Source organism: Polaribacter butkevichii, assembly GCF_038024105.1.
GTDB lineage: Bacteria > Bacteroidota > Bacteroidia > Flavobacteriales > Flavobacteriaceae > Polaribacter > Polaribacter butkevichii.
Genome location: NZ_CP150661.1, coordinates 2906709 through 2929700 on the forward strand (window position 1 = coordinate 2906709; position 22992 = coordinate 2929700).

Annotated in this window: 17 protein-coding genes; 7 read left to right on the forward strand and 10 right to left on the reverse strand. The window is 31.6% G+C overall.

The features are described from left to right. Positions 1–81: 81 nt before the first annotated feature. From WG951_RS12365 to WG951_RS12380, 4 genes are all read right to left on the reverse strand, one after another. Positions 82–2100, reverse strand: coding sequence for a M3 family metallopeptidase (locus WG951_RS12365; RefSeq protein ID WP_105049512.1), 2019 nt, complete (start codon positions 2098–2100; stop codon positions 82–84). An 88-nt stretch (positions 2101–2188) separates the two neighbouring features. Further along, positions 2189–2668 (reverse strand): 5-(carboxyamino)imidazole ribonucleotide mutase, encoded by a 480-nt coding sequence (purE, locus tag WG951_RS12370; RefSeq protein ID WP_105049511.1) that lies wholly within the window; start codon positions 2666–2668, stop codon positions 2189–2191. Positions 2669–2722: 54 nt separating this feature from the next. Continuing rightward, positions 2723–3886: a 5-(carboxyamino)imidazole ribonucleotide synthase gene (locus tag WG951_RS12375; RefSeq protein ID WP_105049510.1), complete on the reverse strand. Its 1164-nt coding sequence runs from the start codon at positions 3884–3886 to the stop codon at positions 2723–2725. Positions 3887–3939: 53 nt separating this feature from the next. After that, a complete protein-coding gene (locus WG951_RS12380; protein ID WP_105049509.1) occupies positions 3940–4362 on the reverse strand; it encodes a phosphoribosylaminoimidazole carboxylase in 423 nt (140 codons plus the stop codon). Between the two features lie 197 nt (positions 4363–4559). Here WG951_RS12380 and greA point away from each other — a divergent pair, with 197 nt between their 5' ends. The 3 genes from greA to WG951_RS12395 all read left to right on the forward strand — a co-directional run bounded on the left by greA (position 4560) and on the right by WG951_RS12395 (position 5829). After that, a complete protein-coding gene (gene greA / locus WG951_RS12385) occupies positions 4560–5033 on the forward strand; it encodes a transcription elongation factor GreA (protein WP_105049508.1) in 474 nt (157 codons plus the stop codon). A 197-nt stretch (positions 5034–5230) separates the two neighbouring features. Beyond that, positions 5231–5620 (forward strand): HIT family protein, encoded by a 390-nt coding sequence (locus tag WG951_RS12390; protein WP_105049507.1) that lies wholly within the window; start codon positions 5231–5233, stop codon positions 5618–5620. A 2-nt stretch (positions 5621–5622) separates the two neighbouring features. Then, a complete protein-coding gene (locus WG951_RS12395; protein ID WP_105049506.1) occupies positions 5623–5829 on the forward strand; it encodes a hypothetical protein in 207 nt (68 codons plus the stop codon). A 33-nt stretch (positions 5830–5862) separates the two neighbouring features. Here the strand turns inward: WG951_RS12395 and WG951_RS12400 are convergent, their stop codons facing one another. Next, the gene (locus WG951_RS12400; RefSeq protein ID WP_105049505.1) at positions 5863–10737 is read right to left on the reverse strand and encodes a T9SS type A sorting domain-containing protein; all 4875 of its coding nucleotides are present in this window, start codon (positions 10735–10737) and stop codon (positions 5863–5865) included. A 249-nt stretch (positions 10738–10986) separates the two neighbouring features. On the opposite strand from WG951_RS12400, the gene WG951_RS12405 reads away from it, so the two are divergent. Then, on the forward strand, positions 10987–11127 hold the full coding sequence (locus tag WG951_RS12405) for a hypothetical protein (RefSeq protein WP_317044729.1): 141 nt from the start codon (positions 10987–10989) through the stop codon (positions 11125–11127). A 206-nt stretch (positions 11128–11333) separates the two neighbouring features. Here WG951_RS12405 and WG951_RS12410 read toward each other — a convergent pair whose 3' ends face one another. Together WG951_RS12410 and WG951_RS12415 are read right to left on the reverse strand one after the other, a co-directional pair. Further along, on the reverse strand, positions 11334–16499 hold the full coding sequence (locus tag WG951_RS12410) for a T9SS type A sorting domain-containing protein (protein WP_105049504.1): 5166 nt from the start codon (positions 16497–16499) through the stop codon (positions 11334–11336). 318 nt (positions 16500–16817) lie between these two features. Further along, complete coding sequence (locus WG951_RS12415; protein WP_105049503.1) at positions 16818–17969, reverse strand: sensor histidine kinase; 1152 nt, start codon at positions 17967–17969, stop codon at positions 16818–16820. A gap of 77 nt (positions 17970–18046) precedes the next feature. Here WG951_RS12415 and WG951_RS12420 point away from each other — a divergent pair, with 77 nt between their 5' ends. Further along, entirely contained in the window at positions 18047–18907 is an 861-nt protein-coding gene (locus WG951_RS12420) for a flavin reductase family protein (protein ID WP_105049502.1), read from the forward strand. 5 nt (positions 18908–18912) lie between these two features. Then, on the forward strand, positions 18913–19281 hold the full coding sequence (locus WG951_RS12425; protein ID WP_105050589.1) for a DUF3127 domain-containing protein: 369 nt from the start codon (positions 18913–18915) through the stop codon (positions 19279–19281). A gap of 132 nt (positions 19282–19413) precedes the next feature. Here the strand turns inward: WG951_RS12425 and WG951_RS12430 are convergent, their stop codons facing one another. Both WG951_RS12430 and WG951_RS12435 read right to left on the reverse strand, forming a co-directional pair. Next, a complete protein-coding gene (locus tag WG951_RS12430; protein ID WP_105049501.1) occupies positions 19414–19659 on the reverse strand; it encodes a DUF1456 family protein in 246 nt (81 codons plus the stop codon). Between the two features lie 32 nt (positions 19660–19691). Continuing rightward, on the reverse strand, positions 19692–20315 hold the full coding sequence (locus WG951_RS12435; protein ID WP_105049500.1) for a YqaA family protein: 624 nt from the start codon (positions 20313–20315) through the stop codon (positions 19692–19694). A 123-nt stretch (positions 20316–20438) separates the two neighbouring features. On the opposite strand from WG951_RS12435, the gene aat reads away from it, so the two are divergent. Next, positions 20439–21065, forward strand: coding sequence for a leucyl/phenylalanyl-tRNA--protein transferase (gene aat, locus WG951_RS12440; protein WP_105049499.1), 627 nt, complete (start codon positions 20439–20441; stop codon positions 21063–21065). Between the two features lie 242 nt (positions 21066–21307). On the opposite strand, the gene WG951_RS12445 is transcribed toward aat, so the two are convergent. Next, a complete protein-coding gene (locus WG951_RS12445; protein ID WP_105049498.1) occupies positions 21308–22978 on the reverse strand; it encodes an RluA family pseudouridine synthase in 1671 nt (556 codons plus the stop codon). Positions 22979–22992: the final 14 nt, after the last annotated feature.

Consider the following 22992-nt stretch of genomic DNA (forward strand, 5'->3'; position numbering starts at 1 on the left):
GTAGGCAGTAAAACAGTTTACAGTTGGCAGTAGCAGTTTTCAGTAAGATGAGAACTGAAAACTGCTACTGAAAACTGAATACTAAATTAACCCCGCTCTTCTTAAAAGTGCATCTGGTTTAGGTTCTTTACCTCTAAAACGTTTGTATAATTCCATAGGTTTTTCTGTTCCACCTTTAGAAAGTACATTGTCTTTAAATTTTGTAGCTACTTCTTTGTTAAAAATTCCTTCTTCTAAGAAATATTCAAAAGCATCTGCATCTAAAACTTCTGCCCATTTGTACGAGTAATATCCGGCAGAATATCCTCCTTGAAAAATATGAGAAAAAGCAGTACTCATACAGTTTTCTGCAACATCAGGATATAATTTTGTGTTTTCAAAAGCTGCATTTTCAAACTCTTTTATAGAAGTAATTGTCTGTGAAGACTCGCTACCATGCCACTGCATGTCTAACAACCCAAAACTTAACTGACGTAAGGTTTGCATACCTTCATGAAAACTTGCAGATTCTTTAATTTTTTCTACATATTTCATCGGAATAACTTCTCCGGTTTCATAATGCTTTGCAAACAATTCTAAGGCTTCTTTCTCGAAACACCAGTTTTCTAAAACCTGACTTGGTAATTCTACAAAATCCCAAGAAACAGACGTTCCAGATAAGCTGTTATAAGTTGTATTTGCTAGCATTCCGTGTAATGCATGACCAAATTCATGAAACAAGGTTGTAACCTCGTTAAACGTTAATAAAGACGGTTTGGTTTCGGTGGGTTTGGTAAAATTACAAACAATGGAAACCTGTGGTCTTTCGTTAATTCCGTTTTTAATTTGTTGCGATTTGTAACTTGTCATCCACGCACCATTACGTTTTCCTTTTCTTGGATGAAAATCTGCATAAAACACAGAAATAAAGTTACCGTTTGTGTCTGTTACATTATAGGTTTTAACATCTTCGTGATATTTGTCGATGTTAGAAACTTCTTCAAATTTTAAATCATATAATCTGTTGGCAATTTCAAAAACACCATCAATTACGTTTTCTAATTTAAAATAAGGCTTTAATAATTCTTGATCTAAATCGAATAATTCTTTCTTTAACTTCTCAGAATAGTATGAACCATCCCATTTTTCAAGATGATCTATTCCGTCTAATTTTTTAGCAAAGTTTTCTAAGTTTTCAAACTCTTTTAAAGCAGCAGGTTTTGCTTTTTCTAAAAGATTATTAGAAAATTCGATTACTTTTTCTGGCGTTTCTGCCATTCTTTCTTCTAAAACAAAATGAGCATGTGTTTTATAACCTAATAAATTAGCTCTTTGATGACGAAGATTTACAATTTCTAAAACAATTTTTTCATTGTTGAATTCATTGTCTTGGAAAGCTTTTTTACCAGCTGCAATTGCCATTTTTTTACGCAACTCTCTATTGTCTGCATAGGTTAAAAAAGGAATGTAACTTGGGTAATCTAAGGTAAAAATATATCCTACTTTCTCTTTAGAAGTTGCTACTTCTTTGGCTGCTTCTTTTACACTTTCTGGCAAGCCAGCTAAATCTTCTTCATTTGTTAAGTGAAGTTCAAAAGCATTGGTTTCTGCTAATACGTTTTCTCCAAATTTTAAAGATAATTTAGAGAGTTGAGCATCAATTTTACGAAGCTTTACTTTATCCGATTCCTTTAAATTAGCACCATTTCTTGCAAAACTTTTGTACTGCTTTTCTAAAAGCATTGTTTGCTCTGGTGTTAAATCTAACGTTTCTTTACTATCAAAAACCGATTTTACTCTTTTAAACAAATCTTCGTTTAAGGTAATATCATTACTAAATTCACTTAACCAAGGAGAAACTTCTTGAGCAATTTTCTGAATCTCATCATTAGTTTCTGCAGAGTTTAAGTTGAAGAAAATACTCGTAATTTTATTTAGTTTTTCACCAGTAAAATCTAAAGCAACGGTTGTGTTTTCAAAAGTAGGAACCTCAGGGTTGTTTATAATTTCATCAATTTCTGCTTTGGCAATTTCAATCCCTTTTTTAATAGCAGGTTTGTAATCTTTATTAGAAATTTTAGAAAAAGGAGGTGTATTAAAATCTTGTAAAAGTGGATTCATCTAAAAAGGTGTAATTGTTAAACTGTGTCAGGTCGAGCGCAGTTGAGACCTAAAATAAACCTCTCGACTGCGCTCGAGGAGACATTTTTTATTTTCTAACTCGTTCAGAAGCCTGTTCAACCTTCAATTTTAATTCTTCTTTGTAAGCAATTATTTTATCTAAAACAGCTTTGTCTGAAGCACCAATTATTTGAGCCGCTAAAATACCTGCGTTTTTTGCGCCATCTAAAGCAACCGTTGCTACAGGTACGCCACCAGGCATTTGTAAAATTGATAAAACAGAATCCCAACCATCAATAGAATTTCTGCTTTTCACAGGAACTCCTATTACAGGCAACGGACTCATAGAAGCAACCATTCCTGGTAAATGCGCTGCGCCACCAGCACCCGCTATTATTACTTGAATACCTCTTTTGTGCGCGTTTTTAGAATAGTCTACTAATTTTTCTGGAGTTCTGTGAGCAGAAACAATATCTACTTCTATTGCAATATTAAAACTCTCTAAAATGTCTATTGCTTCTTGCATTATTGGAAGATCAGAATCACTTCCCATTATTATACCTACCATAATTTTTCAGTTATCAATTATCAGTTATCATTGATAACTGATAATTGTTTAATGTTAATTGTTTTTACTTATAACTCTAATCGTTTCTTTTACTTCTTGTGCTACTTTTCTTGCAATATCAATATCTGTATTTACAATCGTAACATGTCCCATTTTTCGAAACGGACGAGTTTCTTTTTTTCCGTAGATATGTGGCGTAACACCATCAATCTTTAGAATCTCTTCTATATTTTCGTAAATTACATCACCAGAAAAACCTTCTTCACCAACAAGGTTTACCATAATTCCGGCAACTTTACTGTCTGTATTTCCTAAAGGAAGGTTTAAAATAGAACGAATATGTTGTTCAAATTGATTGGTATAACTTGCTTCTATAGAATAATGACCAGAATTATGAGGTCTTGGAGCAACTTCATTCACTAAAATTTTATCATCTACTGTTTGAAACATTTCTACAGCCAACAAACCAACAAAATCTAAATCACTTACTACTTTTAAAGCAACCTCTCTTGCTTTTTCTGCAACGGTACTATCTATCCTTGCCGGACAAATAACATACTCAACCTGGTTTGCTTCTGGATGAAATTCCATTTCTACAACGGGATATGTTTTTACCTCTCCACTAACATTTCTTGCTACAATTACTGCCAATTCGTTTTTAAAAGGAATCAGTTTTTCTGTAATACATTCTACATTTGGTAAGTTGTTTAAATCGTCTATATTTCTAACAATTTTAACACCAGTACCATCATAACCAAAACGAGCAGCTTTCCAGACAAAAGGAAAATCTATAATATTGTTTTCAAAACAATGTTTTAATTCCTCTAAATACGCGTAATGAGAAAAGGCTGCAGTAGGAATTTGATGATCTATATAAAAATTTTTCTGTCTTGCTTTACTCTGAATAATACGTAAATCTTTTGGCTTCGGAAAAATTGTTAAACCTTCTTCTTCTAATCTATCTAAGGCATCTAGGTTTACATTTTCAATTTCAATAGTTAGTACATCTACTGTTTTACCAAAGTTATAAACAGCATCAAAATCTAATAAATCTCCAACAACAAAAGTGTTGCAAATTTCTGCACAAGGTGCGTTTTTATTGCTTTCTAAAATAGAAGTATGAATGTCTAATTTTTGAGTTTCGGCCAAAAGCATTCTGCCTAATTGTCCGCCACCAAGAACGCCTAATTTAAAATCTGAAGAATAATAGTTTTTCACGTTGAATATTGTTGTGTTTAGGCAAAAATAAGCAACTTATATAAAGTACCCTATTAATAATTACTGATTCGAATTGAATTTCCAATTTCTGTGACTTTGTATTCTAACGCAGGACAAATAAAACCTGGTGTTTGAGGTATTCCTCCAATATCTACACTGTAAGTACTTCCATCGCAAGTGCATTTTAATAATCTGTTTTCAAATACCATTTGATTATTACAATCATTGGTCGGACAAATCAAATCGAATGCAACATAAGTATTTTTGCTTTTTCCTGTATTAAAGAGTAAAATTCCTTTTATACCTCCAGGAAATATAGCAAACCCATTCGGTGTTAACGCTTTATTGAAATCAGGGTTGTTAGAAGATATTACTCTGCTAAAAGAAGCTGGGCGTAAACAGTTATCAGGAAGATTATCCTCTCCACAAGAAAAAAATGCAAATAAACTAACAAAAAAGAGTGATTTTTTTAACATAAAACAGCCTTGTTATTTTAATAACGATTGAAATTTACAAATATTTTGTATCTTTGTAGGACAATCTCATTACTGCAAAGGTAATGGGATTTTTAAATTTAAGCCCCTAAAGGGTGTTATAAGTGAGAGAGTTACTCTTTTATTAATAGATTTAGGTAATTTATTAAGTAGAGTTGATGAATTTAAATTAAAAAAAAATGAGCGATATATCATATTATTCGGCAGAAGGATTAAAGAAATTGAAGGAAGAATTGGTGCAACTAGAGCAAGTAGAAAGACCAAGAGTAACACAAGAAATTGCAGATGCAAGAGATAAAGGAGATTTAAGTGAAAATGCAGAATACCATGCAGCAAAAGAAGAACAATCTCACTTAGAGTTTAAGATTGCAAAATTAAAAAATGTAATTTCTAATGCTAGAATTATAGATGAATCTCAATTAGATACTTCTAAAGTACTGATTCATTCTATCGTTAAAATAAAAAATTCTGCAAACGGAATGGAGTTTTCTTACACCTTGGTAGCAGATTCTGAAACCGATGTTAGAAACGGTAAATTATCTGTAAACTCACCAATAGGTAAAGGTTTGCTAGGTAAAAAAGTTGGAGATATTGCAGAAATTAAGGTTCCTAACGGAATTATGAAATTCGAGATTGTAGAAATTTCGAGATAAAGTCATTACGTGGAAGAATGACGAAGTAATCTCTTTATCGATTAAAAGATTGCTTCATTACATTCGCAATGACGTTTTTATTCATTATAAATTCGGGTTTTAGCACTGCTAGAACCCGAATTCTTTTTTATATTTACTACTGTTTGTCAGTTTTATTACTGTTTACATTTAATCTATAATCCAATTACACATACATAATGAGCATTTTTACAAAAATAATAGAAGGAGAAATTCCGTGTTACAAAGTAGCAGAAGACGATAATTATATTGCTTTTTTAGATATCAACCCAAATGCAAAAGGACACACTTTAGTAGTGCCAAAAAAGGAAGAAAATAAATTATTCGACTTGTCTAAAGAAGAGTATTTAAACCTAATGGACTTTTCTTACCGAGTTGCAAAAGCTTTAGAAAAAGCAGTTGCTTGTAAAAGAGTTTGTATGAGTGTTATTGGTTTAGAAGTGCCACATGTACATGTGCATTTAGTGCCAACAAACCAAATGGCAGATATGCAATTTACACAAAAAGTAACATTAACAAACGATGAGTTTGTGGCGTTAGCAGCAAGTATTTCTAATCAATTTGAATAAAGATGAAACCGTGGGTTGGAATTGGTTTAATTTGTGGGTTTTGTATGTTTATTGGTGAGGCTTTTTTGTGGCCATTGATTGATGATGAAGAAATTATCTTAAAAACAGTTCTTTTAAAGTTTCTATTTTGGATGTTTTTTGGGTTAATTTTTGGATATGCTTTTATAAAGATTAGAAAGAAAAAAAAAGTAACCACGTTTTTATTTTAAAACGTGGTTACCATATAAGTGTTTTAGAATAAATTATTCTAATATAATTTTTTTAGAAACCATTCCTTTTTCTGTCGCTATGTTTACAATATAAATAGCTTTAGAGAGGTTATTAATTTTTAGTCTACTTTCAGTTTTAATGTTATTCCATTCAACTATCTTTTGACCTAATAGATTAAATAAAGCTACTTTTTTTAATTCTAAATTGCTGTTGTTGTTAATTATAATTTCTTTAGCATTGTTGTCTACATAGGCAGTAACTTTATTTTCTAAAAGAGTATCATCTACACTTAATGTTGTGGTTTTAGAAAAAGCAAGTACAAAACGATCTGTATACGTTCCTTTTGCAAGTGTTAAGTCAATCGTTTTACTATTAAGAGCATAAGATGTATTTGTTAATTTATCCTTTAAATAAACGTCACTTTCAATCGCATTCCATTCATCTAGACCAATTGTTACTTGTCCATCTTTAGATATTATTAATTCTAAAGGAATCTCTAATTCATCAGAAATACTTTGTACGCCAGTAATTACATACTTTTTATCATTGTTTGGAAACTTCCAGTAGATATCAGTAGTTCCTACATCATAAATTTCTGTGTCATATCCTCTGTCAAAATCAAAAGAGTTATTGTTTTTAAATGAAATTAATAATTGTCTATGCAATGGTAAATTGTCATCATTTATATAATTCATTCCTAATTTTATAATTGACAATGTATTTTGAGTACCTTGTGTTTTAGCACTCAATTTTTTGTTTTCACTTTTAAAGAAATAAGAATCATTTCCTTCTTGTATGTATTCTCTTTGGCTATTGTTAAACTGAATATTGTCTATAGTTGTAGAGGCGGCATCATCTCCATTTATAAAAAAACCTTGTCCGATTGCTATAAAAGCCTTTGGCTCTGTATAAGAACCAGTACCCAAAGTAGGTGTGCCATTATCGCTAGTATTATTGCTAGATACACTGGTTGCAGCAACTCCACCAGATAGGTTTCTAACTCCATATCCTCCTATGTATCCTCCGTAATTATGTCCTTCAGATCCATCACTAGAAGCTTTTTCTCCTCCATGTTCCCAGAAATATAAGCTTCCGTTAGTAGTATCTAAATTATCTTGAATAAACTTTTTAGCACTTATTGCAGATGCATATGGATTTCCTACTAAATAAAAATCTCCCGCACTAATAGTTGTTGTTAATGTTCCGTCTTTTGGTGTGCCTACAAAAGTATAATTTTGTCCTTTTGTATTCTGATTTAAACTTCCTGGTCCTTTAAGTAGAAACCCATCTGTTTGTGCAATGATTCCTCCTTTAAACTTCTGTAACCAATTAGATTTTCCGTCTGCAGAGGCTGCGTACGTATAAATCCAGTATTCTGCAATTTCTATGGGAGATTTTGTATAATCACCATCATAACCTGTTACAAAAGTAATTTCTTTAGCTATGTTAGTGCTTCCATTACCAATAGTAGAGGTTGCGTCTAATGGTTTTGTACCATCTTTTAAAACACTAGCAACCGTAAAATTTGTTTTACCAATTGTATTTACAGGAGAGCCTAAATAGTTATACCTGTATTTACTTGGTACGGTAGCGTATTGGTCTACTAATAATTTACCAGCACCGGTTACTTTAGATGTTGATGTATGCGTTTGTATTAATTGCGCTTTGTTGGTGTTGTCAGAACTTATCAATCTAATTTCATCGGTCGAATTTGTAATTTTAACCTCATTAGTAACTACTAGTAAATTATCTGTAATACTAAATATACTGTTTCTAACTTCTAGTTTTCTTGCACTTATTTTATCAGAAGTACTAAAGTTTTTAAAAATTTGGACATTTCTAGATCTGTCAGGATATCCGCTAGACCAAGCAGTATTTGATCTTCTAGTACGTCCAAAGTTATGCAAACCAGGTCGTATATTGGCGTCATCATTTGCATTAACAATTTCTGATAAAAGTGGTGCATGTGCATGACGCTCTATGGTATTATCATTTGCTGCATCTGAATAAGTAACAATAGTATCATCTATAAAAGCAACCCATTCTGTAGCGTCATAGGCTGTATTTGGTACTAAAGTTTCATCTATACGAACATAACTTGTATTGTCTGCAATTGCACTTACAACATCTACTTTTCCGTTCCAAGCATTGATTTCTGTACCTTTGGTTAGTACTAATACATCATCTGCATTTTCAAAATCTACTACGTTTGCATCGGTAATCGGCGTAACGTTAGCATTAGTTAATGAAGTATTAGTAAGATTATTAGTAATTAAAATAGAAGTACCTGGTTGAATAGCTGTTGTATTGGCAAAAATTACAGGAGATGTTGCTGTTGTTGGGTCAGATTCGTCTTTAAATAATGCTAATGTTGCTGCGTTTATACCAACAATATTTGTTGGGTCTATGTTTGTAATTTCTACCCAATGTTCTGTGTCTGTAGTATATATTTGTGTTATCATTGGTGTACCACATGCTTTTAATGCCGTATCTAAAGCATAATTAGTGTATGTTGATGTGTAATTTATGGCTGATGCATCTGTGTCTACATCTTCTAAGCTATTTGCTAATCCATTGGCACCAACTAGGTCTTGTGTAATATCTATAACTGCATTTGCTATATTGGTTATTATGGTTGTTATATTATCTGTATCTAAATTACTTACAGGCGCTTCTTTAAATGTAGTTGGCACATTTGCTTCTATTGCATCTGGGCAACCATCTCCATCAGAATCTAAATCTAAATGGTTTGGTATACCATCATTATCTGTATCAATATTTCCTTCTTCCGTATCTAAAATACCATCATTATCATCATCAATATCATAGATGTCTGCAACGCCATCTCCATCATAATCTCTTAAGAGATTAAAAGAAACAGAAGGTGAGTCTGTGGTAGTATTGCTGTCTGTTTGGTCTTGTGTATTTGTAGCTGTGTTTACTTTAGCAGAAGTAGCGTTAATTCCTGTCATTGCATCTGCTTTTGCAACAATTGTAATAGTTTCTACTTGCCCACTTATAAGGTCTCCTACTGTCCAATTAGGAGCTGTCCAAGAACCTATACTTGTACTTGCGCTAATAATTGTTAAACCATTAGGAACCACATCTGAGATGTTAAGATTTGTAACTGTATTTAAACTTTTACTTTCTACTGTAATTTTAAAAGTAATGTTTTCTCCTTCCATAACTTCGGTTTTGTCAGCAGTTTTATTTACAATAATATCTGGGTTACAATAGTAAGCAGAAATTGGTTGAGAATCATACGTACAGCCTCCTTTTGTAACACGTACAAAATAATCTCCAGATGTTGTAGGGGTATAGGTATGGTCGGTTTCGCCTATAATTAAAAGACCATTATCATACCATTGGTAAGATTCAAAATTTTTAGAAACGACTTCAATAGTACCGCCAGGTAAACAACCTCCACCTGTAACAGCTAATTCTGTAACAGGTACAGTGTCAAACCCAGAAAAATACCCTGCAATACCTCTATTTTCCTCAAAACCTAAAAACCCAACAGCTATGGGGCCTGTAGATTTTACAGACACATCTCCTGTAAGTCCGGTAATATAAAATGTTTTCCATTCGGTAGTGCCTGAAACAGTTTCTTCTGTAGGTAAAATAACCGCTCCATTACTATCGGCAACATCAATATCAGCGTTTGCTGTTGTAGTTGATGCGATAATAAATAAACCTCCAACTCTACCTACAGGATTAAGCCCAGGAATATCTTCTATAGCGGAGATGTGGTCCATGGTGTCTGGTAATAAGCAGTTTACTGGGGCTACGAAATTTAAACTTACTGTTTTATCAGATTTGTTGCTGGATCCGGCAAGAACTTGATAGGCATAAACGTTTTTTGTAGTGGCTATGTGCATGTTTTTTCCAATAGTGGCACCAGAATATTTAGAGGAAGGTACTTTTGTATACTCTCCGACACCAATTGTATCAAAAGGAACTGTCTCATCATTTACATAAATTTCTGTGTTTTCTTGTGTTCCTATGATGATCACAAATTCACTTTTATCTACTTCCGTTCCGTTACCACGAACAAAAATATATTCTTTACCTAATTTATCTTCTGGTACAGGTTGGTCTGCTCCAGCGTCTTTAGAGACTTTATCAGTATCTACCCCAAAATTTAACATTCCGTTACTGATGGCTATGTCTTTATTAGAGACAATAGATGCGCCAATCCATCCGTCTTTATTAGCCGCGGGTGTTGGTAGTGTAAAGTCTGTAACAGCTTCAAGTACATAAGACTGTCCTTTGTTTAGGTTAATCGTTATAGTACTAGAACTAATGCCGTCTACTGCAGTTGGAGATCTAAATCTACATGTTGGATCATAACCACTTATTGTTACGGTAGTGCCGTCTTCCGTAGCCATGATACCTAATGTAGCACTAATATCCGTAGATTTATTTTTTGTAGTATTTTTTCCTTCAACAGGAGCTCCTCCCCATTTAAATTTCTTACCTAAAGCGGCTCTACCTTTAGAGGTTATTGATGCTGCTTGTTCCGAAGAACTCCCTCTATAGTTCACGTAAAATTTTTCTTTATTATCAGATTCAAATCTCAAACCACTATTAGATAGTGCAATACCTGTATTGGAATTGGTTACTAGAGTTATTTCGTTATCACCGTCAGCTAATGAGTAAGTTGCTGAATTTGTTTTTGATATTGATAAAGTGGCAAGTGCTGTAGTACTAGTACCTCTAAATATATTTACATTAAAACTAGAAGTTTCTGGAGTAGATAAATAGATGGTTTGTTGTTCAATTGCTTGATTATTAACTGCTTGTTTTAGAGGAGGGAGGTAGTGTAAGTCACTTAATTGGCTATAACCAACTTGTGTTAAGGTTAATAAAATAATACTGAGAACTATTTTATATAAATTTTTTCTCATTTTGGGGGATGTTGAGTATTTTATATTATAAAATGCTAATGTAATAATAAAATGAGTTGTTGTAAAACAAAGGTATCAGTACTTTAGAATATTAATAATTGATTTTATATGGTAAATAGGCTGTTAGTTGCTTCTTCTATATTTTAAAAGAGCTTTAGAAGATGATAACTATATTGCTTTTTTAGATATCAATCCAAATGATAAATCATTAAAAAAGAAGTTGCATGTAAAAGAGTTTGTACGAGTGTTATGGGTTTAGAAGTACTATATGTACACATATATTTAGTGCCTACAAATACAATGGAAGATATTCAATTTATTAAAAAAGTAAAATTTATAAATGATGGGTTTGTGGTATTAGTAGTAAGTAGTTCTAATCAATTTGAATAAGAGAAAACCATGGATTAAATTTGGTTTTTTGTATGTTTATTGGGATGGATTTTTTTTGGCCATTAATTGACGGAGAAGAGATTACCTTAAAAATAACACTTCTAAAGTTTAATTTTTGGATATAGTTTTATTAATTTTAGGAATAAAAAAATAACCACGTTCTAAAAATAAAAACGTGGTTACCTTATAAGTGCTTTAAAATTAAATTATTCTAATATAACTTTTTTAGAAACGATTCCTTTTTCTGTTGCTATGTTTACAATATAAACGGTTTTAGAAAGGTTTTTAATTTTTAATCTACTTTCTGCTGTAGCTGTTTCAAAGTCAGTCCATTTGTTTACTTGTTGACCTGTAAGGTTAAATAATTTTACATTTTCTATTTGTAAATTACTGTTATTGTTAATAACCAACTCTTGTGTATTATTATCTAAATAAACAGAGATGTTTGTGTCTAAAATTACAGAATCTTTAGTATCTAGAGTTGCTTCTATTTCTGGTTTAATATTTTTAAATCCTAAATAAAACCTTTCTGAATAGGTTCCTTTTACTAAAGTTAAAGCAATTTTTGCGTTGTTTAATAAATAAGAGGTTTCTGTTACTCTATCTATTAAATAGATGTTTCTGTCAATTGCATTCCACTCATCAATACCAATAGTAATTGTACCTGTGTTTTTTAAAGTAATTTCTAAAGGAATTTCTAGGTCTTCGGTAATACTTTGCACACCTGTAATTGCATATTTATTGTCATTACTTGGAAATTTCCAGTAGATATCGGTTGTTCCAGCATCATAAATTGGTGCATCGTATCCTGTTTCAAATTCAAATGAATTTCCGTTTTTAAATGAAATACCTATTTGTCTATGCAGGCTTAATTCATTATTGTTTTTATAATCCATACCTAGTTTAATAATAGGTAATGTGTTTGTAAAGTCGGTTGTTTTTGCTTTTTTATTACTGCTTTTAAAGAAAACGGATTCTGCTCCTTCAGTAATATATTCTCTTTGGCTATTATTAAAGTTAATCGTTCCGCCATTTTCATTAGCTGTAACAAAAAAACCTTGTCCGATAGGTATATACGCACCTGGAATTTTGTAGTCTCCGTTACCTAATGAAGGTGCTGCATCATTTGCGCCATCTCCGGTTAAAGTAATTTCGTTAATATAGATTTTTATCTTTGAAGTTTCATCAGGATAAATAAATTCTATTTCATCAGAAACTTTTATATCTGTTACAATAAAAACATTTGCATAGTTACCAGGTACAGTGTTAAGGTAAGTAGGATGATCTACCCCGTTTATTTTAATATTTAAAAATAGAGATTGATTTGTTTTATAATTTATAAATAATGAATCTGCGTTAACACCACTTGTAAAAGCAACTTTTTGATTGTATCCGTTTAACAATACTCCGCTCATTTCATCATCGGTATAAATTTCTGCACCATTAGATAGTGTTCCTGTTTCTGCTTCAATAACACTATTTGTGCGTGTTGCACCATTGTTAGTTGATACTTGGTTTGCAGCAATTCCCATAGCACTGTTTCTTATTGCGTAACCACCAATATACCCACCGTAATTATGTCCTTGGTTTTTAGCTTCGGTACTTTCTTCTCCATCATGTTCCCAAAAATAGATATTACCTGTTATTGTGTTTTTATTGTCTTCTATAAACTTTTTAGCACTCATTGTAGATGCGTATGGGTTTCCTAGAAGGTAAGATTGTTGCGCGCCAATAGTAGTGCTTAAATCTCCGTCTTTTGGTGTACCTGTAAAAGTGTAATTTTGTGCAGTACCAGTTCCTTTAATTGTAAAACCGTCGGTTTGTGAAATTGTTCTGTTTTTATATTTATGAGACCAATTACTTCTTCCTGATGCGTTTGAATAGGTGTAAACCCAGTACTCTGCTATAGAAATTGGTGATGTTGCACTACCGTCATAACCGGTTACAAAATTTATATCTTTTATTGTAGAAGTTGTAGAGGTAGGTGTTGTTCCGTCTTTTAGCACATTTTCTAAAGTAAAAGAATTGCTACCAACAGTGTTTACAGGCGAACTCATGTAGTTATATCTGTATTTACTTGGTACATTTGAGTTTTGATCGATAAGAATTTTACCTAAACCTGTTACTAGTTTATCTCCTTCGTGCGTTTGTATTAGTTGTGCTTTATTAGTATCATCAGAACTAACCAATCTAATTTCATCTGTAGCACTATCGATGTTAATGTTGTTTGTTACTACTAATAAATTATCCGTAATACTAAAAATACTTCCGTTTTTAACTTCAAATTTTCTAGCACTTAGTTTTTCTGAAAAAGAATATGTTTCAGAAATTTGTACGTTTCTAGATCTATCAGGATATCCATTAGACCAATCAGAACTCGTTCTATTTGTTAGTCCAAAGTTGTGTAAACCTGGTTTAATGTTAGCGTTGTTATTGGCAGTTGCTATTTCTGATAATAAAGGATCGTGTGTATGACGTTCTACGTTATCTTCATTCTCTAAATCTGAATACGTAATAATATTATCATTTATAAAAGCTACCCATTCTGTTGTGTCTGTAGTTATATTTGGTTCTAAAATTTCATCAATACGCACATAACTAGTGCTGTCTTTTATTGTTTCTAAAACATCAATTCTTGTTTCCCAAGCAGTATTGTTAGATGTTCTTGTTAATGCTATAATATCATTTTCTCCAGCAAAATTGGTAACATTTGTATTTACTATTTCTACTGCAGAAGAAAGTTTATTTGTAACACTACCTGCTGATATCAATATAGATTCACCTGGGTTAATAGTATTTGTATTAGAAGTATAGGCTGTAGGTGCTTTACCTGTTTGATCTCCATTAGTATTTTTAAAGAGTGTAATAATAGCTGCGTTTGGTGCTACAATATTTGTAGTATCTGTATTGGTAATTTCTATCCAACGTTCATTTTCGGTTTGATATACTTGTGTTATCATAGCAACTCCACAAACATTAACAGTAGAGTTTAAAGCATACGTGTTATAGGTAGAAGTATAGTTTATTGAGGTTGCATCTGTATCATTTAATTCTAAGCTGTTAGCTAATCCGTTGCTGCCAACAGGGTTGTTTGTAATGTTTATAACAGCATTTGTGGTATTGGTGATTGTGTTGTTTGTGCCATTACCATTGGTTACACCTGTATTTTCTAAAGCAGCAGGTATTCTTGCTTCTATAGTGTCTGGACAACCATCACCATCAGAATCTAAATCTAATAAATTAGGGATACCATCGTTATCTATATCATCGTTTCCTTCAACAGTGTCTAAAACACCATCGTTATCATCGTCAATATCATATATATCTGCAACGCCATCACCATCATAATCTCTTAAAGTATTAAAAGATACAGAAGGGGTGTCTGTAGTAATATTACTATCTACTTGGTCTTGTGAGTTTGTTGCTGTGTTTGTTAATTCTGTGCTAGCGGTAATGCCTGTCATTGGATCAACAATAGTTTTTATTGTAATGGTTTCTATTTGTCCGCTTGTAAGTGTACCTACTGTCCAGTTTGGTGCAGACCAAGATCCTGTACTTGCTTCCGCACTAGATATTGTTAATCCACTAGGGATTACATCTGAAATGTTAACATTTGTTACAGGGCCTAATCCTTTACTTTCTACAGTAATTTTAAAAGTAATTGTACCACCTTCTATAACTTCTGTTTTGTCTGATGTTTTATTTACAACAATATCTGGGTTACAGTAGTAAGCAGAAATTGGTTGAGAATTATAAGTACATCCTCCTTTAGAAACACTTACATAATAATCACCAGATGTAGTTGGTGTATAACTAGGGCTAGTTGCTCCTTGTACTAAAGCACCATTATCATACCATTGGTATGTTTCAAAATCTTTATTTACTACTTCAATAGCAGCATTTGGTAAACATCCACCGCCTGTAATAGCTAATTCTGTAACAGGTACAGTATCAAACCCAGAAAAATATCCAGCTACACCTATGTTTTTACTTTGTCCTGTAAAACCAACAGCTATTGGTCCTGTAGATTCTACGGAAACATTTCCTTTAAGGTTTGCAATGTAAAATGTTTTCCAAGCAGAATTACCCGAAACGGCTTCTTCTGAAGCTAAATCAATTTTTTTGTTGTTGTCTTTTACAATAATATCTGCGTTGTTTGTTGTGGTAGACGCAATTATAAATATGCCTCCTGTAACCGAGATTCCAGAAAGGTCTGTAATGTTGTATATAAAATCCATAGTATCTGGTAGCAAACAGCTTACAGGTGCTACAAAATTTAAGCTAACTGTTTTAGTGAAAGAGCTACCAGAAAGCACTTGATAAGCATATACGTTCTTGTTAGATTTTACAAACATGTTTTTTCCAACGGATGTACCTGTGTATTTAGAAGCAGGTATTTTTACATATTCTCCAACCCCAATAGTAGCAAATGGAATAGTATTTTCATCAACTATTGTATTTACATAGACTTTAGTGTTTGCTTGTGTACCAATAATGATAACAAACTCATTAGTTGCCCCACCTTGCCCACGAACAAAAACATATTCTTGACCTAATTTATCTTCTGGTACTGGTTGATCTGCTCCTGCATCTCTAGCTTCACTATTAGATTCTACACCAAAATTTAGCATTCCGTTACTTATAGCAATGTCTTTATCAGAATTAATAGAGGCTCCAATCCATCCGTCTATATTTGCATCAGTAGCTTCTTTTGCAGCTTCAACTACATAAGACTCTCCTTTATTTAAAACGATATTAATAGAGTTAGCGTCTATGCCATCCACTACTCCTTCTGACCTGAATTTACATTCTGTATTATAACCGCTAATTGTAATTGCAGTATTGTCTTCTGTTGCCATAATACCAAGTGTAGCGGTCATAGAACTATGACTAGCATCAATAGGAGCTCCTCCCCATTTAAATTTTTTACCTAAAGCTGCTCTACCTTTAGAAGTAATAGAAGCTCCCTGGGCACTAGAACGACCTCTATAATTCACATAAAATTTTTCTCCATTGGGAGCCTCAAAGCGTAAACCACTATTTTTTAAAACAACTCCGGTGTTTGCATTAGATACCAGAGTTATATTGTTATCACCGTTAGTTAAACCATAAGTTACAGGTGTAGATTTAGATAAAGATAAGGTGGCAATAGCTGTAGTATTGGTACCTTGATAAATTTTAACATCAAAACTATTTGTTTCTGGAGTTGATAAATACACTTTTTGCTGCTTAATAGCTTGGTTATTGCCGTATTGTTTTAAAGGTGGCAAAAAGTGTAAGTCGCTTAATTGACCATAACTTATCTGAGAAAAAGTAAATAGAATAATAAATAAAAATGCTCTCTTTAATTTTTTAAACCTTAAGATGTTCATATATAGCTGGTTTTTAAATTTTTAATATCGTTTGGAGCTACAAATTTAGTGATGAGGTTTAAAAAAATGTGGTGTTTTTATTCGAGTGGTTTTTTTATGTATTTAAAATGCAGTTTTGTGTAGTTGAAATGCTTTTGTAATTAGATAAAATAGGTTGAATAACTATTTTTTAAGCAAGAAAAGTGCTAATTTTAGAACCTATTGGTGCCTAAAGGGTGTTAATTTTATCAATAAAGTTGGGTGTTGGCAAGTTTTTTAGTGTTTGCAACAAGCATTAAATAGATACACTTTTTAGGGTGTATAGCAAAAACCATTCAACTATACTTTGTCTAAAAGGATTTCAAAAGTAGTTCCTTTTCCAATTTCAGATTTTTGGACAAATATTTTTCCTTTGTGATAATCAGAAACAATACGTTTAGAAAGAGATAGGCCTAAGCCCCAACCACGTTTTTTAGTGGTAAATCCAGGTTTAAAAATTTGCTTAAATAGTTTTTTAGGCATTCCTTTACCAGTGTCAGAAATGGTGATTTTTACTTTTCTAGAAGTATTTTCTATGTTTAGTTTTAGTTCTCCTTTGCCTAACATGGCGTCAATGGCATTTTTAATGAGGTTTTCTACAACCCATCCAAATAATTCGGTATTTAAGTTTGTGTAAATCTCATCATCAGTAGTGATAAAAGAGAAGGATATTTGTTTAGAACTTCTAGATTCTAAATAATCGAAAGCTTGCTTTGTAATAGCAACCACATTTTCTTTTTTTAATTCTGGAGTAGAACCAATTTTAGAAAAACGATTGGCAATGGTGTTTAGTCTGCTAACATCTTTTTCTATTTCGTCTACATATTTATCATCTACTTTTTCCATTTTTAAAATGGCAATCCATCCTAAAAGAGAAGATAAAGGGGTGCCTATTTGATGTGCTGTTTCTTTAGCCATACCTGTCCAAAGTTTATTAGTTTCTGCAACTTTGTTAGAGTTGTAAAACATATAAATAACACTTAGAAAGAGTACAAGAATTAAAATTAATGCAATAGGGTAGTAGGTAAGTCTATTTAATAAATCCGAATTTCGGTAGTAAATAAATTGTTTGTTTTTCCCCTTATAACTCACTTCAATGGGCTCGTTTTCTGCCTTCATTTCTAGCAATTGTTTTTCTAAATAACTAGTTTTTAAAGCTTTTACAGAGTCAAGGTTTTGAAAATATTCTATCGCTCCCTGGTCATTCACTAAAATCATTGGAATATTACTGTTGTTCTCAATTATTTTTAAAGGCAAATCTACATTTGCGTCTAAGTTGGTGTCACTGGCTATTTCCTTTTGAGCAGTTGCTAAAATTTCCATTTTAATACGCTCTTCATGTTTAAATTTTTGAAAGAACGTATACGTATTCCATAGAATTAACGAGACAATAATTAACGAAACAAAAATTGTAATTCGTTTAAATAAAAGAGTATTAGAGAAAATTTTCATTAAAACAAATATAAGGTTTCTTGTATATAACTCATTTAAAGATTAGATAGTATCTTTACGTAACTAAAAATTTGTTTATGCTTTCTATCAATCCAAAAGACATTTCTACTCACAAATTACATGGTTATTTATTGGGAGCCATAGCACCAAGACCTATTGCTTTTGCAAGTACAGTTGATGTAGACGGAAATCCGAATTTATCACCATTTAGTTTTTTTAATATTTTTGGTGCAAATCCGCCAATATTAGTTTTTTCTCCCGCAAGAAGAGTAAAAGATAATACTATAAAACATACTTTAGAGAATGTAGTAGCTACCAAAGAGGTGGTTATAAATGTGGTAAATTATGCCATGGTACAACAAATGTCTTTAAGTTCTACAGAATATCCAGAAGGGGTAAATGAGTTTGAAAAAGCAGGGTTTACGATGTTGCCTTCGGATAAAATAAAACCATTTAGAGTAGCAGAATCTCCAGTACAATTAGAATGTAAAGTAAAGGATATTATTTTTACAGGTGATGAAGGTGGTGCAGGGAATTTAGTAGTTTGCGAGGTTGTAAAAGTACATATTTCAGAAACTGTTTTAGCTGATGATGGTAGCATAGATCAACATAAAATTGATTTAGTAGCTAGAGCAGGTGGTAATTACTACACAAGAGCCAAAGATGGTTTTTTTGAAATACCAAAACCAATAGCTTCTTTAGGGATTGGAGTAGATCAAATTCCTTTAGAAATTAGAAATAGTACTGTTTTAACAGGTAATGATTTAGGGATGCTTGGTAATGTAGAACAATTACCAACAGCAGAGGATGTTAATAACTTTAAGGAAGAACATTCTGAATTTATTGGATTAGAAACCACAAAAAAACATACATTTGCGAAAGCGTATTTAAAAAAGAATGATGTAGAAAGTGCTTGGAAAGTACTTTTATTAAATTAGAAATTATGGAAGTTATTGGTAAAGTAAAATTAATTGGAGACGTTCAAACTTTTGGAGCTAACGGGTTTCAAAAAAGAGAATTAGTAGTTACAACAGACGATCAATATCCACAAATGATAATGATAGAGTTTGTACAAGATAAATGTGACTTGTTAAACAATTATAAAGTTGGGCAAGATGTAAAAGTTGCAATCAATTTAAGAGGTAGAGAGTGGATTAACCCACAAGGTGAAGCTAAATACTTTAACTCTATTCAAGGTTGGAGAATTGAAAGTTTATCTCAAGGTGCAGCTAGTGGTAATATACCTCCTGCAGATAATTTTGAGCCAGCATCTAAAATTACAGATGAAGAGCCAGATGATTTACCTTTCTAGAAAATAAATTAGATTACTAGAAAGTTAGATTTCTAGATAAAAAAAAGAGTGTAAATTTAATTTACACTCTTTTTTTTATCTAATATTTTGTTTTTTTCTTGCTAAAATCGAAGCGGTCTAACAATTTAAAAATTATTTTTTTTCTCCTTTTTTAGGCATTGGCCCACGTAAATGAATAACCAATCCGTTTAGAAAATTACGTAAAATTTGATCTTGACATTCCATATATTTTGGATGGTCTTCACTTCTAAATAAAGCACCTAATTCTGCTTTACTTACTTTAAAGTCTACTAAAGCACAAATTTCTACAATATCTGTATCTCGTAATTTATGAGCTACACGTAGTTTTTTTAAAATATCATTATTTGTTAATCCCATACAGCAAAGATAATTATTTTTAAACGGATTGTTTAGTGTACAACTTGAAAAATTGCCCAAGCATATATTGCAAATCTTACAAAACGAAATAAACCAAAAAAGACAACTTTTTTAAATGGATATTTAATCATACCTGCAGCAATACAAGCTATAGAAAAAGGCAATGGTAATAAAGCACCAACTAAAATTAAAATACCACCCCATTTACGCGTGTTTTTTAAGTTTTCGGCCATTTTTACTTCTAAATAATCTTTTACAGACTTTATTTTTAAAGCAGTTTTTCCAATAAAATAAGAAATTAAACCACCGGTATAAGATAAAGTGGCTAAAATTGTTAAATTTAAAATAGGTTCTGATGTTTTTTTAGACCAAGCAATAAACATTTCTGGCGGTACCAATCCTAGTAAAGTTTCAGAAATAAAGAAGGTTATTAAAACGGTAAGTCTAGAAACCGTTTGTGTAAAATGATGCAAGCCATCATTAATATTATATACATATTTATTAAACAGAATTAAACTCACAACAACAATAACAATTGGCCAAAATGCTTTCTTTAAACTTTCCCATATAAACAAGTAAAAACCTGTTCTATGAAAGTAGCTATGCATTAATTTAGCTCTGTGTGTTTTCGTTTTCTTTCTTGTTTTCTTTGCCATTTTTAGATTGCTCTTTTTCTTTAAATAGATTGCAAAAATAAGGACTTAATTTTTATTAAATGAACAATAATTTAGATTCCTACTTTTTTAAGAATTCCTTAATTTAGCCATAAAGATAATAGTATGATTTGGCTTACAGATAAAATAGAATTTCCGCCTTATGAGTTTACCACAAATGATGGAATTATAGCCTTAGGTGGAGACTTATCTGAAGAGCGATTAATTTATGCTTATAAAAACGGAATTTTTCCTTGGTTTTCTGAAGGAGAGCCTATTGTTTGGTATTGTCCTTATAAAAGAATGGTATTATATCCTGATGCAATAAAAGTGTCTAAATCGATGCAAAAATTGATTCACAAAAATCAATTTACAATAACCGAGAACAAAGCTTTTAAAGAGGTAATCTATCATTGTAAAAATATTGAAAGAAATGATGGTTTTGGAACTTGGATTACTGATGATATGGAGCAGGCTTATATTAATTTACATGAAAAAGGAATTGCAAAATCTGTAGAGGTTTGGCAGAATGATAAATTAGTTGGTGGTTTGTATGGTTTAGAGATCAATGCTATTTTTTGTGGAGAAAGTATGTTTAGTAAAGTTTCTAATGCCTCTAAATTGGCTTTTATTTATTTAGCAAAAAATAAAGAATATTCATTAATAGATTGCCAAATTTATAATGATCATTTAGCTAGTTTAGGTGCCAAGGAAATTGATAGAAGTCTTTTTTTAGATATTTTGAAGTCTTAGTTTTTTTTAACTTTAGTATAAGTATTACTAAAGTTGTATCAATCATTATTTCTTAAGAGCACTGTATAATTGTAAATGAAGCTAATAGTTTAATAAAATCAATATATAAATGCAGCCTATTTTCTTTTTTTATGATAAATAGTATGTTGAGTGGTAGTTTTATTTGTATTTTAAAATAACTTGTTTGTCTTGTATTTAAGGTTGTTTGTCCTTAAAATGATTTAAAATCAATTTTTATTCTTCTAAAAGTCAGGAGCAACCGTAAAACGCATTTTTTTGTAAGTTGTAGGGTGCGAAAATTCAATGAATTCTGCATGTAAATGCAATCTATTTTCTTTCTTTCCGTATAAATCATCACCAATAATTGGTGTGTTTAATCCATTTTTATGGGCAGCATGTACTCTTAATTGATGTGTTCGTCCTGTAATAGGGTAAAAATGAACTCTTGTCTTTCCATTTTCTCTTTTGATGATTTTCCAATCGGTTTCAGCATTTTTTCCAAACTCAAAATCTACTAACTGTTTGGGTCTGTCATCTAAATCTACCCGTAAAGGAAGTTGTATTTTTCCACTCTCTTCAGTTAAGTTTCCATCTAATAAAGCAACATATCGTTTTTTTACAGTTCTGTTTATAAATTGACTCTGTAGTGTTTTATTAGCTTCTTTGGTTTTAGTTAGCAATAGAATTCCAGAAGTAGACATGTCTAATCTATGTACAATTAATGGCCCTGTGGCATTCGGATATTTTTCTTTAATTCTAGTATACACAGAGTCTGAAATATCTTTACCAGGTACAGATAAAAACTCGGTTGGTTTGTTTACAACCAGTAAAACATCATCTTCATAAATGATTTCTAAAGTTTGTTTTTCTGCTAAGTTTTCTAATAATAAATTATCGTCCATTTTTATGCCTTGTAGCATGTGTGTTAAAATGGGTTTGCATCTGCCTTGGCAGGCAGGATAAAAATTTTTGTGCTTTCTAATTGCTGTGTTAGGCGAAATTCCCCACCAAAATTCAGCCATGCAAACAGGTGTTAAATTGTTTAAAAAAGCGTGTTGTAATAATTTGGGTGCAGAACATTCACCAGAACCTGCGGGTGGTTTTATGTTTGGGTTATTAAAAATATCTAACAAATTTCTTAGTTCCTTTTTATTGTTTAAAAAAGCATATTTACTAAAAAGCGTTTGTTGTAAGTAGTTAGATTTTTCTTTTCTTTCTTTTTTTAAAGAGGCAATTTTATCTTCAAAAAGAGCCAATTCTGTTATTTTTTTAGCAATTTTATCTTCGTAGTATTCTACAAGTTCTTTGTAATAGAACTGGTTGTTAAAACTCTCTTGAATTAATTTTTGGTTAAGTATAGTAAAATCAGCTTCATTTAAAGTTGATGCTCCTATTGTTTTTCTGTTTTTTCTATCTTTTTTCTGAAGCTTCATTTTTTTTCTCTCCAGCATTAAATCGTTTTCTATTTTTTTGGATAGTTTTTGAACAGTTTTTTTTAGTTTTAAATAACTTTTATCTTTCTTTAAAATAGATAATTGTTCGTTTATTAAATCTATTTCTTGTTCTCCTTTTATGTAGAAACTCCCCTCTGTTCTCATATTAAAAACGGGAGGCACAAATTTTTTAGGCAAACTTTTATCTGCTAATTTACCAGAAAAAGCGGCTAAATAGCCAATTTCGTTTTGTTGATTTTTAACTACTAAAACGCCAAACATTTTACCAATTGGCAATTCGTTTTCTACTTCTGTAAGTCCAAAATTATGTATAAAATCAGTTTGATTTTCTAAATATTCCTGCAGCTCTTTGGTGGCAATTTTAGCCAGAGGATGAGGTTGGTAATAAAATGGGAATGTAAATTTTGCTGGAAGTTCTATTTTAGAAATATCTGCTTTAAAATTTTGGAAATAATTCAAATTTACAAGTTATA

Coding starts and splice junctions, on each gene's coding strand:
- WG951_RS12365 (WP_105049512.1), bottom strand. CDS start 2,100: ATGAATCCACTTTTACAAGATTTTAATACACCTCCTTTTTCTAAAATT.
- WG951_RS12420 (WP_105049502.1), top strand. CDS start 18,047: ATGCTTTCTATCAATCCAAAAGACATTTCTACTCACAAATTACATGGT.
- WG951_RS12395 (WP_105049506.1), top strand. CDS start 5,623: ATGAAACCGTGGGTTGGAATTGGTTTAATTTGTGGGTTTTGTATGTTT.
- aat (WP_105049499.1), top strand. CDS start 20,439: ATGATTTGGCTTACAGATAAAATAGAATTTCCGCCTTATGAGTTTACC.
- WG951_RS12410 (WP_105049504.1), bottom strand. CDS start 16,499: ATGAACATCTTAAGGTTTAAAAAATTAAAGAGAGCATTTTTATTTATT.
- WG951_RS12430 (WP_105049501.1), bottom strand. CDS start 19,659: ATGGGATTAACAAATAATGATATTTTAAAAAAACTACGTGTAGCTCAT.
- WG951_RS12435 (WP_105049500.1), bottom strand. CDS start 20,315: ATGGCAAAGAAAACAAGAAAGAAAACGAAAACACACAGAGCTAAATTA.
- WG951_RS12425 (WP_105050589.1), top strand. CDS start 18,913: ATGGAAGTTATTGGTAAAGTAAAATTAATTGGAGACGTTCAAACTTTT.
- WG951_RS12415 (WP_105049503.1), bottom strand. CDS start 17,969: ATGAAAATTTTCTCTAATACTCTTTTATTTAAACGAATTACAATTTTT.
- greA (WP_105049508.1), top strand. CDS start 4,560: ATGAGCGATATATCATATTATTCGGCAGAAGGATTAAAGAAATTGAAG.
- WG951_RS12380 (WP_105049509.1), bottom strand. CDS start 4,362: ATGTTAAAAAAATCACTCTTTTTTGTTAGTTTATTTGCATTTTTTTCT.
- WG951_RS12405 (WP_317044729.1), top strand. CDS start 10,987: ATGGGTTTAGAAGTACTATATGTACACATATATTTAGTGCCTACAAAT.
- WG951_RS12400 (WP_105049505.1), bottom strand. CDS start 10,737: ATGAGAAAAAATTTATATAAAATAGTTCTCAGTATTATTTTATTAACC.
- WG951_RS12390 (WP_105049507.1), top strand. CDS start 5,231: ATGAGCATTTTTACAAAAATAATAGAAGGAGAAATTCCGTGTTACAAA.
- purE (WP_105049511.1), bottom strand. CDS start 2,668: ATGGTAGGTATAATAATGGGAAGTGATTCTGATCTTCCAATAATGCAA.